15 protein-coding genes are annotated in these 15,597 nt (G+C 65.0%); 9 read left to right on the plus strand and 6 right to left on the minus strand.

Features of this window, described 5'->3' with window-relative positions; genetic code table 11:
- The first annotated feature begins 162 nt into the window (after positions 1 to 162).
- Positions 163 to 1,452, plus strand: coding sequence for an MFS transporter (locus H8B02_RS17200; RefSeq protein WP_229167323.1), 1,290 nt, complete (start codon positions 163 to 165; stop codon positions 1,450 to 1,452).
- A 186-nt stretch (positions 1,453 to 1,638) separates the two neighbouring features.
- Entirely contained in the window at positions 1,639 to 2,484 is an 846-nt protein-coding gene (locus tag H8B02_RS17205; RefSeq protein ID WP_212313712.1) for an IclR family transcriptional regulator, read from the plus strand.
- Between the two features lie 197 nt (positions 2,485 to 2,681).
- On the opposite strand, the gene H8B02_RS17210 is transcribed toward H8B02_RS17205, so the two are convergent.
- The 3 genes from H8B02_RS17210 to H8B02_RS17220 all read right to left on the minus strand — a co-directional run bounded on the left by H8B02_RS17210 (position 2,682) and on the right by H8B02_RS17220 (position 5,804).
- Positions 2,682 to 4,190 carry a tripartite tricarboxylate transporter permease gene (locus H8B02_RS17210; RefSeq protein ID WP_229167324.1) on the minus strand — a complete coding sequence of 503 codons (1,509 nt, stop codon included), beginning with the start codon at positions 4,188 to 4,190 and terminating at the stop codon, positions 2,682 to 2,684.
- 6 nt (positions 4,191 to 4,196) lie between these two features.
- Entirely contained in the window at positions 4,197 to 4,682 is a 486-nt protein-coding gene (locus H8B02_RS17215; protein WP_229167325.1) for a tripartite tricarboxylate transporter TctB family protein, read from the minus strand.
- 153 nt (positions 4,683 to 4,835) lie between these two features.
- Entirely contained in the window at positions 4,836 to 5,804 is a 969-nt protein-coding gene (locus tag H8B02_RS17220; RefSeq protein WP_229167326.1) for a tripartite tricarboxylate transporter substrate binding protein, read from the minus strand.
- A 381-nt stretch (positions 5,805 to 6,185) separates the two neighbouring features.
- Between H8B02_RS17220 and H8B02_RS17225 the strand changes: the two genes are divergently transcribed.
- The 7 genes from H8B02_RS17225 (at position 6,186) to H8B02_RS17255 (ending at position 11,795) form a co-directional block, all read left to right on the plus strand.
- Positions 6,186 to 6,602: a hypothetical protein gene (locus H8B02_RS17225; protein WP_229167327.1), complete on the plus strand. Its 417-nt coding sequence runs from the start codon at positions 6,186 to 6,188 to the stop codon at positions 6,600 to 6,602.
- Entirely contained in the window at positions 6,599 to 7,462 is an 864-nt protein-coding gene (locus H8B02_RS17230) for an alpha/beta fold hydrolase (RefSeq protein ID WP_229167328.1), read from the plus strand. The genes H8B02_RS17225 and H8B02_RS17230 overlap by 4 nt, the downstream gene beginning before the upstream one ends.
- 28 nt (positions 7,463 to 7,490) lie before the next feature.
- Positions 7,491 to 8,408, plus strand: coding sequence for an amino acid ABC transporter substrate-binding protein (locus tag H8B02_RS17235; RefSeq protein WP_229167329.1), 918 nt, complete (start codon positions 7,491 to 7,493; stop codon positions 8,406 to 8,408).
- Between the two features lie 151 nt (positions 8,409 to 8,559).
- Positions 8,560 to 9,291, plus strand: coding sequence for an amino acid ABC transporter permease (locus H8B02_RS17240; RefSeq protein ID WP_092123970.1), 732 nt, complete (start codon positions 8,560 to 8,562; stop codon positions 9,289 to 9,291).
- A 2-nt stretch (positions 9,292 to 9,293) separates the two neighbouring features.
- Positions 9,294 to 9,986, plus strand: coding sequence for an amino acid ABC transporter permease (locus tag H8B02_RS17245; protein ID WP_092126720.1), 693 nt, complete (start codon positions 9,294 to 9,296; stop codon positions 9,984 to 9,986).
- Between the two features lie 18 nt (positions 9,987 to 10,004).
- Entirely contained in the window at positions 10,005 to 10,736 is a 732-nt protein-coding gene (locus H8B02_RS17250; RefSeq protein ID WP_229167330.1) for an amino acid ABC transporter ATP-binding protein, read from the plus strand.
- A 198-nt stretch (positions 10,737 to 10,934) separates the two neighbouring features.
- On the plus strand, positions 10,935 to 11,795 hold the full coding sequence (locus tag H8B02_RS17255; RefSeq protein ID WP_229167331.1) for a D-amino-acid transaminase: 861 nt from the start codon (positions 10,935 to 10,937) through the stop codon (positions 11,793 to 11,795).
- Between the two features lie 217 nt (positions 11,796 to 12,012).
- Here H8B02_RS17255 and H8B02_RS17260 read toward each other — a convergent pair whose 3' ends face one another.
- From H8B02_RS17260 to H8B02_RS17270, 3 genes are all read right to left on the minus strand, one after another.
- The gene (locus H8B02_RS17260; protein WP_092123976.1) at positions 12,013 to 12,471 is read right to left on the minus strand and encodes a carboxymuconolactone decarboxylase family protein; all 459 of its coding nucleotides are present in this window, start codon (positions 12,469 to 12,471) and stop codon (positions 12,013 to 12,015) included.
- A 36-nt stretch (positions 12,472 to 12,507) separates the two neighbouring features.
- Entirely contained in the window at positions 12,508 to 14,118 is a 1,611-nt protein-coding gene (locus H8B02_RS17265) for an MDR family MFS transporter (protein ID WP_229167332.1), read from the minus strand.
- Between the two features lie 328 nt (positions 14,119 to 14,446).
- A complete protein-coding gene (locus H8B02_RS17270; protein ID WP_229167333.1) occupies positions 14,447 to 15,595 on the minus strand; it encodes an HlyD family secretion protein in 1,149 nt (382 codons plus the stop codon).
- Positions 15,596 to 15,597: the final 2 nt, after the last annotated feature.

Below are 15,597 nucleotides of genomic sequence, written 5' to 3' on the forward strand. Positions count from 1 at the left end.
AGCGGAGCGAGCCTCGAAGGATGAATCGGCCACCAGCGGGGCCGTGCATCCTTCGAGGCTCGCAAGAGCTCGCACCTCAGGATGACGGGGATACATGGATGCCCGGCAAGGCCGGGCATGACGAGCGGAGAACTGGCGCCCGACGCCAGCAAGGAAAACGGAATGACTTTATCAACGCCGGCTGACGCGCAGCACACGGCCGCCACCACCAAGAAAAACATCACCCGCCTGATCGTCGCAACCTCGGTGGGCAATGCGCTCGAATGGTACGACATCTCGGTCTACGCCTATTTCGCGGTCTATCTCTCCAAGGCGTTCTTTCCGGCCCACGATCCGACCACCTCGCTGCTGCTGACCTTCGGCAGCTTCGGCCTGTCGTTCCTGATCCGCCCGATCGGCGGCATCGTGCTCGGCGCCTATGCCGACCGTCACGGCCGCAAGGCCTCGCTGATGCTCTCGATCGTGCTGATGACGTTGGGCACGCTGGTGCTGGCGCTGATGCCGACCTATCAGACGATCGGCGTCCTGGCGCCGATCGCGGTGATGCTGGCGCGGCTGGTGCAGGGCTTTTCGGCCGGCGGCGAGTTCGGCTCCTCGACCGCGTTCCTGGTCGAGCACATGCCGGAGCGGCGTGGCTTCGTTGCGAGCTGGCAATTCGCGAGCCAGGGCGTCAGCGGCCTGTTAGGGGCCGGCTTCGGCGCGCTGCTGACATCGCTGATGAGCCCGGAGGACCTGCAATCCTGGGGCTGGCGGCTGCCGTTCCTGTTCGGCGTGCTGATCGGCCCGGTCGGCATCTACATCCGCAACCATGTCGACGATGCGACGCCGCCGCCGGCGGCCGGGAATCAGGACTCGCCGGTCAAGGAGGTGTTCGCGCGGCAGATGCTCCCCACCATCCTCGCGATCGGTGCGCTCGCGGTGTCGACCGCGGTCAATTATTTGATCGTCTACATGCCGACCTATGTGGTGAAGACGCTGAACCTCGCGCCATCGGTCGGCTTCATCGCCGCATTCGCCGCGCAGACAGCGGTCGCGCTGCTGGCGCCGATCGCGGGCCTCGTCTCCGACAAGATCGGGCGCACCACGCACATGATCCTGTTTGCGCTGCTGCTCCTGGTCTCGATCTTCCCGGCCTTCCTGCTGCTCACGGGCAGACCGACGCCGACCATCATCCTGATCGGCGTGCTGTGGCTCGGCGTCCTCAAGTCGCTCTATTACGGGCCGCTCGCCGCGCTGATGTCGGAGCTGTTTCCGGCGGCGACGCGTGCGACCGGGCTCGGCCTCAGCTACAATATCGGCGTCACATTGTTCGGCGGCATGGGCCCGGCGATCATGACCTGGATGGGCGGCTTCGCGCCGATCGGTGAGCTCGCACCGGGCTACTACCTCACCGGCGTCTGCTTGCTCAGCCTGGGGGCGCTGTTCACCATCCGCCGGCTGCGGCTGGCTTGATTTCGTGAAGCGAAATTCAAATATCCCTGTTGCTGCACAGCAGCGTAGATAGTCGCAATCAAAGTTTCATCTGACGAAAGTATACGATGTCCGGCGCGCGTCATCCGTTTTAGGATGATGTCCGCCGGCACATCCCTTCGTCGTGCCGGTTCAGGATTTGGAATTGAAGGCAAGGAAGACCAAGGCATGAACGCCTCCACGACTGCGACCGCACGGACCAGCCGCAAGAGGCCACCGCCGGAGCCTGGCCAACCCGACAAGTTCAACGCGATCCAGAAGGTCTGTGCGATCCTGCGCGTGCTTGCGCAGCGCTCGCCGCTACGGCTGACCGACATCGCCGACACCACCTCGCTGAACAAGGCGACCGCGCTGCGCATCCTCAACTCGCTGATCGAGGAAGGTTTCGTCAGCCGGGTCGCCGGCGCCAAGACCTATGAGCTCGGCCAGGAGGCGCGGGTGATGGCGGTCGGCGCGCGCCGCTCGGTCGACATCGCCGAACTGGCGCAGCCGAGCCTGTTGCGGCTCTCGGAGCGCTCCGCCGATACAGCATTGTTGTCGGTGCGCTCCGGCGTCGAGGCGCTGTATCTGGCGCGCTCGGTCGGCAGCCATCCGCTGCAGCCGAACTATCTGCAGATCGGCAGCCGCCGTCCGCTCGGCGTCGGCGCCGGTGCGCTGGCGCTTTTGGTCTGGCTGCCGGATGCGGAGATCGAGGCCGTGATCGAGGTGATCGTGCCGCGGCTGGCGAAATCGCCGCGCATCACGCCGAAATTCCTGCGCGAGCGGATCGCCGTGGCGCGCAAGGCCGGCCACACCGTGCTGCTCGACGCCGCATTCCCCGGCATGGGCGGCGTCGGCGTTCCCGTCCGCGACGATGCCGGCGAGGTGGTCGCCGCGCTCTCGATCGGCGCGGCCACCGACCGCATCCGCCGCCGCGAAAGCGAGCTCGCCGACATGCTGAAGAAGGAAGCCCAGGTGCTGGCCCGCGCGATGGCCCAGGCGCCGAAGAACGGGCGTCCGGCCAAGGCGGGGTGAAGTGGTGCCGCGGTCTTCTTCGCCTCTCCCGCGTGCGGGGAGAGGCCACAACGCATCGTCAGATGCGTTGCGGGTGGGGGAGCCTCCGCAGGTACCACTGTCAGCACGTATGCGGAGGCCGCCCCTCACCCCAATCCTCTCCCCGTAAGAACGGGGCGAGGGGGCGCACTGCTGGCGCGGCGGCAGATCGACCGGCCCTAAGCCCCCTCGTCCAGCGCCACCAGCTCGCGCTTCCTGCGCAGCGACGGCAGCAGCGGGCCGACCAGCAGCACCAGCGCGAAGGCGAGGCAGATCGCCGAGATCGGCCGCTCCACGAAGGTCATGAGATCGCCCTGCGACAGGATCAGCGACTTGCGCAGATTGTTCTCCAGCATCGGCCCGAGCACGAAGGCCAGCACCAGCGGCGCCGGCTCGTAGCCGAGCTTGCGCATGAAATAGCCGATCACGCCGAACGCGATCATGACATGGACGTCGAACACGTTGTTGCTGGAGCAGTAGACGCCGATGATCGTGAACAGGATGATCAGCGGGAACAGCACATTGTAGGGCAGCCGCAGCAGCTGCACCCACATGCCGATCATCGGCAGATTGAGCACCAGCAGCATCAGATTGCCGATATACATGCTGGCGACGATGCCCCAGAACAGCGTCGGGTTCTGCGAGATCATCAATGGTCCCGGCTGCAGGCCGTGGATCACGAAGGCGCCGAGCAACAGTGCCATCACCACATTCGGCGGGATGCCGAGCGTCATCAGCGGAATGAAGGCGCCGCCGGCCGCGGAATTATTGGCCGATTCCGGCCCCGCGACACCCTCGATCGCGCCATGGCCGAACCGCTCCGGATGCTTCGAGAGCCGCTTTTCCAGCGCGTAGGACGCAAACGACGCCACCACGGCGCCGCCGCCGGGCAGGATGCCGAGGAAGAAGCCGAGCACGGTGCCGCGTGCCACCGGACCGGCGCTCGCCTTCCAGTCTTCCTTGTTGGGCAACAGCTGGGTGATCTTGGCGTTGATGATGTCGCGCTTGATCGCCTGCTCGGTGTTGAGGAGCACCTCGGCGACGCCGAACAGGCCCATCACCACAGGCACGAGGCCGATGCCGTCGATCAGCTCGATGCGGCCGAAGGTCAGCCGCGGCTGCGCGGTGATGCTGTCGAGCCCGACCAGGCCGAGCACGACGCCGATGCAGGCCATCAGCAGCGCCTTGGCCATCGACCCCTGGGTGAGGAAGGTCAGCACGACGAGGCCGAGCACCATCAGGCTGAAATATTCGGCCGGGCCGAACGCGATCGCGACGCTGGCGAGCGAGGGCGCGACCAGCATCAGGGCGACCAGCGAGAAAGTGCCGGCGATGAACGAGCCGAACGCGGAGATGCCGAGCGCCGGGCCGGCGCGGCCCTGTTTCGCCATCTGGTGGCCGTCGATGCAGGTGACGACGGAGGCGGCCTCGCCGGGGATATTGACCAGGATCGAGGTGGTCGAGCCGCCATACATCGAGCCGTAATAGATGCCGGCCATCATGATGATGCCGGACTCCGGCGTGCCCGACAGTGTGACGGGCAGCAAGAGCGACATCGCCGAGATCGGGCCGATGCCGGGCAGCACGCCGACCAGCGTGCCGATGAATACGCCGATGAAGCAATAGAGCAAATTGACCGGCAGCAGCGCGACACCGAGGCCGTGGGCGACGTTGACGAGAGTATCCATGGGCGCTCAACCGATCTCGAACAGGCCGCTCGGCAACTGGATCGCGAGCAGGTGCTTCAGCACCCACCACATCCCGAGCGGGGCAAGGATGGACAGCGGGATCGCCAGCGACCAGCGCACCGGATCGATCACGCGCAGCAGCAACAGCATCAGCGGGATCGCCGACAGCAGGAAGCCGAGCGGCTCCAGTGCAAATGCGAATGCGGCGAGGCAGGCGATGACGAGGACCGGCTTGCCCCAGCGCGCATTCTCCCAGCGCGAGGCGAAGCTCGGGCCGCCCTCGGTGACCGCCGCGACCATGATCGAGATCGCGAACACGCACATCAGGATGCCGGTGTAGAACAGCACGTAGCCGGAGCCGGGATCGTTGATGGTGCCGAGCTTGAGCTTGAGCCCCGACCAGATCACGAACCCGCCGAGCGCAAGCCCGATCAGCCCGCCCCAGAGCTCGGAATTGTTGAGGCGGAGTTTGACGTTGGTGTCGTTGTTCATGGGTGATGTTTCCGCTTTCTGTATCGTCACCCTGAGGTGGCGGCGCGAAGCGACGCCCTCGAAGGGCGACGGTGCCTCGGTCCATCCTTCGAGGCGAGCCGCAGGCGCGGCTCGCACCTCAGGATGACGCCGGCGTATGTGGCGGATTTGGATTTACTTCTTCGCCAGCCCGAGGGTGTCGATCACCTTGCGCTCGGACTCGGTGACCTCGACCACGAACTTCCTGTAGTCCTCGGTGTTCTTGTAGTTCGGCACCATGTCGTATTTGGCCAGCGTTGCGATCACGGCCGGGTCCTCGATTGCCTTCTTGAAGGCGTCGTGCAGCTTGGCGACGATCTTGGGATCCATGCCCTTGGGGCCGGCGATGCCGAACGGCGAGTCATAGATCATCGGATAGCCGAGCTCCTTCAGCGTCGGCACGTCGGGATAGTTCGGCGAGCGCGTGCCGGTCCACACCATCAGCAGGCGGAGCTTGCCGGCGTCGACCAGCGGCCGCCAGCCGGTGGAATCGGCCTGCAGCATGGTGTGCTGGCCGAGCACCGCGGCGTTGGTCTCGGCGCCGCCCTTGAACGGCACCTGGGTCAGCTTGATCCCGCCGGCCATCAAGGCGATCTGCTCCATGCCGATATGCAGCGAGGTGCCGGTGCCCGGCGTCGCATAGGTCACCTTGCCGGGATTCTTCTTGGCGAAATCGACCACGTCCTGCCAGGTCTTGTACTGCGACTCCGCATTGGTAGTGACGCCGAAGGTGTAGCCGGTGAGGTGGACGATGTAGGAGAAATCCTTCGCCGGATCCCACGACACCTCCTGCATCAAGGGCAGGCGGAATACGGTGATCGGAATCTGCGCGATGGTGTAGCCGTCGGGCTTGGCGCCGGCGGCCATGGTCGCGGGGCCCACGGTGCCGCCGCCGCCGGCCTTGTTGTCGACCGCGATCGGCTGGCCCAGCACCTTGGAGGCGCTCTCGGCGATCGCGCGCATCGAGATATCGGTCGAGCCGCCCGCCGGCCACGGCACGATCAGCGTGATCGGCTTGGTCGGATAATCCTGCGCCTGCGCCGCTGTTGACAGCAGCATGCCGGCGGCGGCGAGCAGGACCCTCCAGGAATTGCGCTGCGACATCTCGATCTCTCCCCGTGTGGCCGCGTTCGATCGCGGCCATGTCTTGTTCGGTGCTGGCAATGATCGCCCCTGTCGTCGCAGGGACACGGTGCGCATTGGACAGAACAGGGCGGGCAACGGAAGAGCGAAGGCGCCGACTGCGACAATTGGCCTGCCACGGCGTGGCGCAACCTGCCGAGCCGCGGAATTCAATCGGCCTTTGGTCTGACGGAGTGGCAGCTCCTGGCAGCATGCGGGGAGGGCGCGCCGCCCCGCGCCCTGACCGGCAAGCCGCGTTTGGTCAAGCGTATAATCCAGGGAACCCAAGGACATCGGCGGCTTGCGGGATCGCGCCCTTCCGGTCATCATGGGGCGTCCGCCGAAGGAAAACTTCCCCGACAGATGACGCTATCGCCCGACGCCACCGACGACGCTGTGACGACGGCGTTTGCCGGCATTCCCGCATTGCTCGACCAGGCACCGCTCTTGGTCTCGCGCGGGCGGCTGCTCGATTGCGACTGCCTGCTCGGCCCGATGGCGCGGCCGTTTCATGCCGCGATCCGGGCCGGCCGCATCGTCGAGTTCGTGCCCTCGCCGGTCCTGATGCGCTCGTGGCGCTTTGCCTATCGCGCGACGCCGCAGGCCTGGGCCGCCTATTGGCAGGCCGAGCCGAAACCCGGCTGGCACGATCTGCTGGCGCTGACCAAGCGCGGCGAGGCGGTGCTGGAAGGCGATCTGCATCCGTTCATGGCGCACCTGCAATACTTCAAGGATCTGCTGGCGCTGCCGCGGCAGCACTTCGCGGCGGCCGTATCATGAGCGGCACGATCGTGAACGGCCATATCGAGCCGATGGTCGGCCGCTACGTTCACGTCGAGATCGGCGGCGAGCTACACCGGATCTATTTCGAGGAGAACGGCAAGGGCATTCCGCTGGTCTGCCTGCACACCGCGGGATCAGACGCGCGGCAGTGGCGGCATCTGCTCGCTGACGCGCAATTTGCCGAAAATTTCCGCGTCATTGCCTTCGATATGCCCTGGCATGGCAAGTCGAATCCGCCCAAAAGCTGGACCGGCGATGAATACCAACTCACCACCAACAGCTTCACCGAGACCATCCGCGCCTTCTGCTGCGCATTGGGGCTGGAGAAGCCTGTCGTGATGGGCTGCTCGATCGGCGGCCGCATCGTGCTCAACCTTGCGATCGAACATGCCGCCGAATTCCGCGCGCTGATCGGGCTCGAGGCCGCCGATTTCCAGGCGCCGTGGTACGACACCGACTGGCTGAACCGCCCCGACGTTCACGGCGGCGAGGTCTGCGCCGCGCTGGTGTCGGGGCTGATTGCGCCGCAGAGCCCGGCGCCTGCGCGGATGGAAACGCTCTGGGCCTACAAGCAGGGCGGCCCCGGCGTGTTCAAGGGCGACCTTCATTTCTACCGTGTCGACGGCGACCTGCGCGGCCGGGTCGCGTCAATCGATACTAAAGTATGCAGGCTCTATTTCCTCACGGGCGAGTATGATTTCTCCTGCACGCCTGAGGACACGAGGCGGACGGCAGCGGCAATAGGGGGCGCCAGCGTCACGATCATGGAAAAGCTCGGTCATTTTCCGATGAGCGAGAATCCGGACCAGTTTCGCCGCTACATCGCACCCGTCCTCGCCGACATTCTCACGCAGTAAATCGACCTTTCCACGAAGGAGTAGACGTATGACATCCAAATATCTGATCGGCCTCGCGCTCGCCGCCGCGCTCGGCGCGAGCCAGGCGCAGGCCGAGGAGCTGACGGGAACCCTGAAGAACATCAAGGACACCGGCGCGATCACGCTCGGCTACCGCGATTCCTCGATCCCGTTCTCTTATCTCGACGACAACCAGAAGCCCGTCGGTTATGCGATGGACATCTGCTACAAGATCGTCGATGCCATCAAGAAGGAGCTGAAGCTCGACAAGCTCGAGGTGAAGCTCAACCCGGTGACCTCGGCGACGCGCATCCCACTGATGGCCAACGGCACCGTCGACCTCGAATGCGGCTCGACCACCAACAATGCCGAGCGCCAGAAGCAGGTCTCCTTCACCAACTCGCACTTCCTGACCGCGAGCCGCTACGTCACGAAGAAGGCGAGCAAGATTAATTCGATCGACGACCTCAAGGGCAAGACGGTGGTCTCGACCGCCGGCACCACCAACATCAAGCAGCTCACCGAGGCCAACCTCGCACGCGGGCTGAGCATCAACATCATCCCGGCCAAGGATCATGCCGAGGCCTTCCTGATGGTCGAGACCGACCGCGCGGTTGCCTTCGTGATGGACGACATCCTGCTCGCGAGCCTCGTCGCCGGCTCGAAGTCGCCGGACGACTACATGATCTCCAAGGATGCGTTCTCCAAGCCCGAGCCCTACGGCATCATGCTGCGCAAGGATGACGCGCCGTTCAAGAAGGTCGTCGACGCCGCCACTGCGGCGCTCTACACCAGCGCCGAGGGCCAGCAGATCTACGACAAGTGGTTCAACCAGAAGATCCCGCCGAAGGGCCTGAACCTCAACGTGCCGCTCGGGCCGGAGATGAAGAAGCAGCTTGCCAAGCCGTCGGATTCACCCGATCCGGACGCCTATCTGGTGAACTGATCGCAGTGTTGCGCATGACCCGTCGCCGTCGGCGGCGGGTCCCGAAAATGAACGTGTCCGGCCATTTTCGAGGAGAATGGCCGGACATTTGCATAGACGCCGCCCGTGATGTCGGCGTAATGCGTGATCGGCGCGAGAGCGCGGGGGACCCGTGAACTACAATTGGAACTGGCACATCTTTCTCGAGCCGAACCCGATGGGGACCGGCACCTATCTCGACATGTTGCTGGCGGGACTGGTGGTCACCATCAAGGTGTCGGTGCTCGCCTGGATCATCGCGCTGGTCTCCGGCACGGTGATCGGCGTGCTGCGCACGCTGCCGTCGCGGACGGCGTCGTGGATCGGCTTCTGCTGGGTCGAGTTCTTCCGCAACATGCCGCTCCTGGTGCAGCTCTTCCTGTGGTTCTTCGTGCTGCCCGAGCTGCTGCCGAAATCCGCCGGGCTGTGGATGAAGCAGTTGCCGAACGCGCCGTTCTGGACCGCCGCGGTCGGCGTCGGCCTCTTCATGTCGGCGCGCGTCGCCGTGCAATTGCAGGCCGGCATCGGCTCGCTGCCGCGTGGCCAGAAGCAGGCTTCGACCGCGCTCGGCCTCACCACGGTGCAGACCTATCGCTACGTGCTGCTGCCGATGGCGTTCCGCATCATCCTGCCGCCGCTGACCTCCGAATTCCTCAACACCATCAAGAACAGCGCCGTCGCCATCACCATCGGCCTGATCGAATTGACCGGCCAGGCCCGCTCGATGCAGGAGTTCTCGTTCCAGGTGTTCGAGGCGTTCACCGCGGCAACCGTGCTCTATCTTCTCCTCAATTTCGTCGTGGTCACCGCGATGCGCCTGCTCGAGCGCTATGTCGCGATCCCCGGCTACATCACGGGCAAATGACGATGCTCGGCAATCTCGATTTCGACGTCATCCGCCGCTCGCTGCCCTATCTGTTCTTCGAGGGTATGCGCTTCACGCTGACCTTGACGGCGCTCGCCGCGTTCGGCGGCCTCGTGTTCGGCACCCTGATCGCCCTGATGCGGTTGTCGAGCTACAAGGTGCTCGGGCGCATCGCCGGCTTCTATGTCGACTTCATCCGCTCGCTGCCGCTGGTGCTGGTGATCTTCTGGTTCTACTTCCTGGTGCCTTACATCGGGCAGTGGCTGACCGGCGCGTCGCGGCCGATCTCGGTCGGCGCCTTCGCCTCCTCGCTGATCACCTTCGTCGCATTCGAGGCGGCGTATTTCTCCGAGATCATGCGCGCCGGCATCCAGTCGATCTCGCGCGGCCAGCCGGCCGCGGCCAGCGCGCTCGGCCTGACCTACGCGCAATCGATGCGCTACGTCGTGCTGCCGCAGGCGTTCCGCAACATGTTGCCGGTGCTGCTGACGCAGACCATCGTGCTGTTCCAGGACACCTCGCTGGTCTACGTGCTGTCGATCCCGGATTTCCTCGGCGCCGCCAGCAAGGTCGCACAGCGCGACGGCCGCCTGGTCGAAATGTACCTGTTCGCCGCGCTGGTCTACTTCGTCATTTCCTGTGTCGCGTCCTTTGGCGTGCGCCGCCTGCAGGCGCGAATCGCCATTGTTCGCTGAACAACAAGCTGAGCCATCATGATCGAGATCAATCACGTCAACAAATGGTACGGGCCGAGCTTCCAGGCGCTGAAGGACTGCACCACCAGCGTCGCCAAGGGCGAGGTGGTCGTGGTCTGCGGCCCGTCGGGTTCGGGCAAGTCGACCCTGATCAAATGCGTCAACGCGCTGGAGCCGATCCAGGGCGGCGACATCATCCTCGACGGCATCAAGGTCAACGATCCCAAGACCGATTTGCCGAAGCTGCGCTCGCGCGTCGGCATGGTGTTCCAGCACTTCGAATTGTTTCCGCATCTGCGGATCATCGACAATCTCTGCCTCGCGCAGGAGAAGGTTCTGGGCCGCAAGCATGACGATGCCGTGGTCACGGCCATGAAGCTGCTCGATCGCGTCGGGCTGAAGGATCACGCCAAGAAATTCCCGGCCGAATTGTCGGGCGGCCAGCAGCAGCGCGTCGCGATCGCCCGCGCGCTCGCGATGAACCCGATCGCGATGCTGTTCGACGAGCCGACCTCGGCGCTCGACCCGGAAATGATCAGCGAGGTGCTCGACGTCATGGTCGACCTCGCCCGCGAGGGCATGACCATGATGGTGGTCACCCACGAGATGGGCTTTGCCAACAAGGTCGCCGACCGCGTCATCTTCATGGACCGCGGCGAGATCGTCGAGGACGCCAAGAAGGCCGACTTCTTCGGCACACCGCGCAGCGACCGCGCGCAGAAGTTCCTATCGAAGATCCTGCAGCATTGAGGCTGGGGCCTCTCTCGGCCTGTCATTCCGGGGCGCGCGCGGCGCGAGCCCGGAATTCATACTCACGATCGTAATTATGGATTCCGGGCCTGCGCCCTAGCGGGCGCATCCCGGAATGACGGTGTGGAGGGTTTTCCCCCGTTAACAATTTGCGTATACGAAGGCCTGAAACTCCCCTTCGTCCGCAGGAGAACTCGCGTGGAAAAGATCGCTTACGTCAACGGCTCGTTCGTGCCGCATTCCGAGGCCAAGGTCTCGGTGTTCGACCGCGGATTCCTGTTCGCCGACGGCATCTACGAGGTGGCGGCGGTGCTCGAGGGCAAGCTGATCGACAACGCCTCGCATCTGGCGCGGCTGAAGCGCTCGGTCGGCGAGATCCAGCTCGCGCTCCCCGAGACGCTGGAGCGGATCGAGGAGATCCAGAAGGAGCTGGTCAAGCGCAACGACCTCGTCAACGGCATGGTCTATCTCGAGGTTACCCGCGGCGCTGACAAGGGGCGCGACTTCGCCTTCCCGAAGGCCGACGTCAAGCCGACGCTTGTGATGTTCACCTCGGAAAAGGACATCATCAACGCGCCGTCGGCCAAGACCGGCATCAACGTGATCACGGTGCCCGACATCCGCTGGGAGCGGCGCGACATCAAGAGCGTGGCGCTCTTAGCACAGGTGCTGGCCAAGCAGGCTGCGGCTGCGGCCGGCGCCGGCGAAGCCTGGATGATCGAGGACGGCAAGGTCACCGAGGGCGGCTCGTCCTCGTCCTTCATCGTCACCCAGGACGACGTCATCGTGACCCGGCAGAACGGCAACGAGATCCTGCCCGGCTGCACCCGCAAGGCGGTGGTCAAGCTTGCCGAGGAGCGCCAGCTTCGCATCGAGGAGCGCGCCTTCACGGTGGAGGAGGCGCTCGCCGCCAAGGAAGCCTTCATCACCAGCGCCTCGGTGTTCGTGCAGGGCGTGGTCGCGATCGACGGCAAGAAGGTCGGAGGCGGCAAGGTCGGCCCGATCACCGACCGCCTGCGCGAGATCTACGTCGAGTTCGCCCGCGCGACGGCGGTTTGAACGAGGTTCGACGAGAAAGGTAGACCCGTCATCCCCGCGCAAAGGCTTCGCCTTTGTCGCTGGAGGCGCGAGCCTTGCGGCGCAATTGCGCCGGTGGGCGAGCCTCGAAGGATGCCCGGCCACAGTCGGGCCGTCGACCCTTCGAGACGCGCTACGCGCTCCTCAGGGTGACGGTGATAGACTGCGCGCGCCGCCAAATTTCTGACACTCGTCACCCTCACGCCGCGACCTTCACCTTCACCGGATGCACCGCGCGGAAGCCGATCGCGATCCGGTTCCAGGCGTTGATGGCGCCGATCAGCGTGGTCAGGTTGACGAGCTCGCTGTCCGTGAACTGCGCGCGCACCGCCTCGTAGTCGGCGTCGGGCGCATGGGTCTCCGAAACCAGCGTCAGCGCTTCGGTCCAGGCCAGCGCCGCGCGCTCGCGCTCGCTGTAGAGCGGCGACTCGCGCCAGGCGTTGAGCAGATAGAGCCGCTGCTCGGTCTCGCCATGCTTGCGGGCGTCCTCGGTGTGCATGTTGATGCAGTAGGCGCAGCCGTTGATCTGCGAGGCCCGGGTCTTGACCAGTTCGATCAGCGATTGCTCGAGGCCGCTCGCCGTGATCTGGCTTTCGACCGCAACCAGCGCTTTGATGGTCTCGGGGGCGGCCTGGTAGAAATTCATGCGGGGTTTCATGGTCGTTCTCCTTGGTTATGGGTTCAGTGAAAAGGACTAGTGTGCACCGCCGCCGCCAGCGAGCTGGCCCGGCTTCTTCAGGAAGAGCGCTGCTACCAGCGCTACGATCAGCGCCACACCGAGCAGATAGAAGGTGTCGCTGAAGGCGAGGATGTAGGCCTGCTTCTGCACGACCTTGCCGACCGCCGCGATCGCGCGGTGGCTGGCGTCGGCGTGATCGGCAACGCCGTGGTTCAGGAAATACTGGGTCAATCCCTCAATCCGCGTTCGGGTCGCCTGTTCCAGCATGGAGACCGACTGCATCAGCACGTTGGAGTGATATTGCTCGCGCTTGGTCAGCAGTGTCTGCAGCGCGGCAATGCCGATGGCGCCGCCGAGGTTGCGCATCATGTTGAACAACGCTGATGCCGATCCGGCATTCTCCGCCTCGATTCCCGCCGTCGCAACTGCCGACAGCGGCGCGAATGCCAGCGCCTGACCGACGGCGCGGACGACATTGGGCCAGAGCAGTTGATCGGCCGCATAGTCGTTGGTCATGTAGATGTTCATGAAGTTGGAGCCGGCGAACAGCGCAAATCCGACGCCGATGACGATGCGGGGGTCGAAGCGCTGCATCAGCCGCGGCACCAGCGGGATCAGCACGAGCTGCGGCAGGCCGGTCCAGGCCAGCACCATGCCGATCTGCTCGGCGTTGTAACCCTGGATGCGCGACAGATATTGCGGCAGGATGAACACCGAGCCGTACAGCGCGATGCCGAGCAGGAAGTTGGCCAGCATGCCGAAGCCGAAATTGCGGCGGGCGAGCAGGCGCAGATTGAGCAGCGGCTTCTCGACGGTGAATTCGGCGATGAGGAAGGCGACCAGCGCCACGGCGGCGATCACCGACAGGCGGACGATGAAGGGCGAGCCGAACCAGTCGTCCTTGTTGCCTTCTTCCAGAACGGTCTGCAGCGCGGCGAGGCCGATCGCCATGGTGATGATACCGAGCCAGTCGCCCTGGCGGATCAGCGACAGCTTCATCGGGCTCGGATCGAGCGAGACGTACAGCATCGCGATCATCACGGCGCCGGGCACCAGATTGACGTAGAAGATATACTGCCAGCCCCAGTTCTCGGTGAGATAGCCGCCGATGGTCGGGCCGATCGCCGGCGCGAACGTCGCCGACAGCGCAAACAGCGCAAGCCCGATCGGCTGCTTCGCCTTCGGCAGCAGCGTGATGATCAGCGTGAATGCCATCGGGATCAGCACGCCGCCGGTGAAGCCTTGCACGGCGCGCAGCGCGATCATCTGCGGCAGGTCCTGCGCCAGCGCGCAGGCGCCAGAGAACACCAGGAACAGGAACGCGTTGGTGAGCAGATAGATGCGCACCGAGAACACCTGCGCGAGCCAGCCGGAGAGCGGGATCACCACGATCTCGGCGATCAAATAGGAGGTCGAGATCCAGCCGCCGTCATCGATGCCCGCGCCAATGCCGCCTTGGATGTCGGCAAGCGAGGCGTTGACGATCTGGATGTTGAGCACCGCCATGAACGCGCCGAGCGTGGCGCCGATCACCGCGATCCAGGTCTTGGTCGGGATCGCGGGCGCGGCGGGTGCTGCGGGCGACGGGAGGGCGGCGGCGTTGGCTGTGGGCTGGAGTGCGGTCATCGGGGCGTCCTTGCTGCCCCACAACATGGATTAGGCGGCCGATTTCGATAATCCGGGAAAGACTGGAAGGATTGTCCGGCAGAAATTGATAATCCGCCGTCGGTCCGTGAGGCGGGCATGCTTACTAGGCTCCCTCTCCCGCTTGCGGGGAAGGGTGGGGTGGGGCTCTCTCCACGAGTCATGCCGCGGAGAGAGCCCCACCCGCATTGCATCTGCGATGCAATGCGGCCTCCCCCGCAAGCGGGAGAGGCGAAGAGAGTTCTGGATAGCAAAACGCGATCGATCTCCACGATCGATCGCGTCAAATCAGTCGAAGAACGTTTGAACGCTAGCCGCCGCTCGCCCGCGTCGCCGACGCCAGCCGCCGCTTCTCCTCACGTTCGGCCAGCACGGTCGCCTTGGTGTTGACGGTCGGGATCGCCGACATGCCCGGCCGCAGCAGGCCGGTGAAGCTGTGATCGTCGAGCACGATCTTCACCGGCACGCGCTGCACGATCTTGGTGAAGTTGCCGGTGGCGTTGTCGGGCGGCAGCAGCGCGAATTCGAGGCCGCTGGCCGGTGACAGGCTGTCGACATGGCCCTTCAGCGTGGTGCCGTGAAAGCTGTCGACGGTGAGCTCGACCGGCTGGCCGTTGCGCACATGGGTCAGCTGGGTCTCCTTGAAATTCGCGACCACATAGACCGCATCGAGCGGCACCACCGCCATCAGCTGGGTGCCGGCCTGCACATATTGACCGACGCGGAGCGTGCGGGCGCCGACCGTGCCGTCGACCGGCGCGGTGATCCGTGCGTAGGACAGGTTCAGTTCAGCCTGCTGCTCGACCGCGCGGGCCCGGTCGGCCTGCGCGACAGCCTGGGCGCGCTGCGTGGTCAGCACGTTGACCTTGCGCTGCGCCGCCGACAGCGCCGACTTCGCGTGCTGCAACTGCGCCGTATTGCTGCGCAGCGCCGCGTCGGTCTGCTGCGCACGTTGAATGGTGCCGGAGCCGGACTTCATCAGCCCGTCGTAACGGCTCTGCTCTTCCTGGGCGAATTTCAGATTGGCTTCGGCGGCTTCGACGTCCGCAGTGCTCTGATCGATGATCGGCTGCTGCAGCTCGAGCTGGGCATCGAGGTTGCGCACCGAGGCATCGGCGGCCTCGACATCGGCCTTGGCCTGGCCCAGCGCCGTGCGGTAGTCGCGGTCGTCGATCTCGGCCAGCAGCTGGCCGGCCTTCACCGGCTGGTTGTCGGTCACCAGCACGCGGGCGATGTAGCCCGACACTTTCGGGGCGATGATCGTGGAGTCCGCCTTCACGTAGGCGTCGTCGGTGGATTCGAGGTAGCGGCCGGTGGTGAGGTAGTCGTAGCCAAAGTCGCTGGCCACGGCGATGCCGAGCACGGCGGCGAGCCCGATGACCACCCGCTTGACCGTCCGCCGGGATGGGGGGAGGCCGATTTTGGCCGATTCTTCAGGGGCATAGGTGGTGGTCGACATGA

The organism is Bradyrhizobium altum, from assembly GCF_020889705.1.
Classification (GTDB): domain Bacteria; phylum Pseudomonadota; class Alphaproteobacteria; order Rhizobiales; family Xanthobacteraceae; genus Bradyrhizobium; species Bradyrhizobium altum.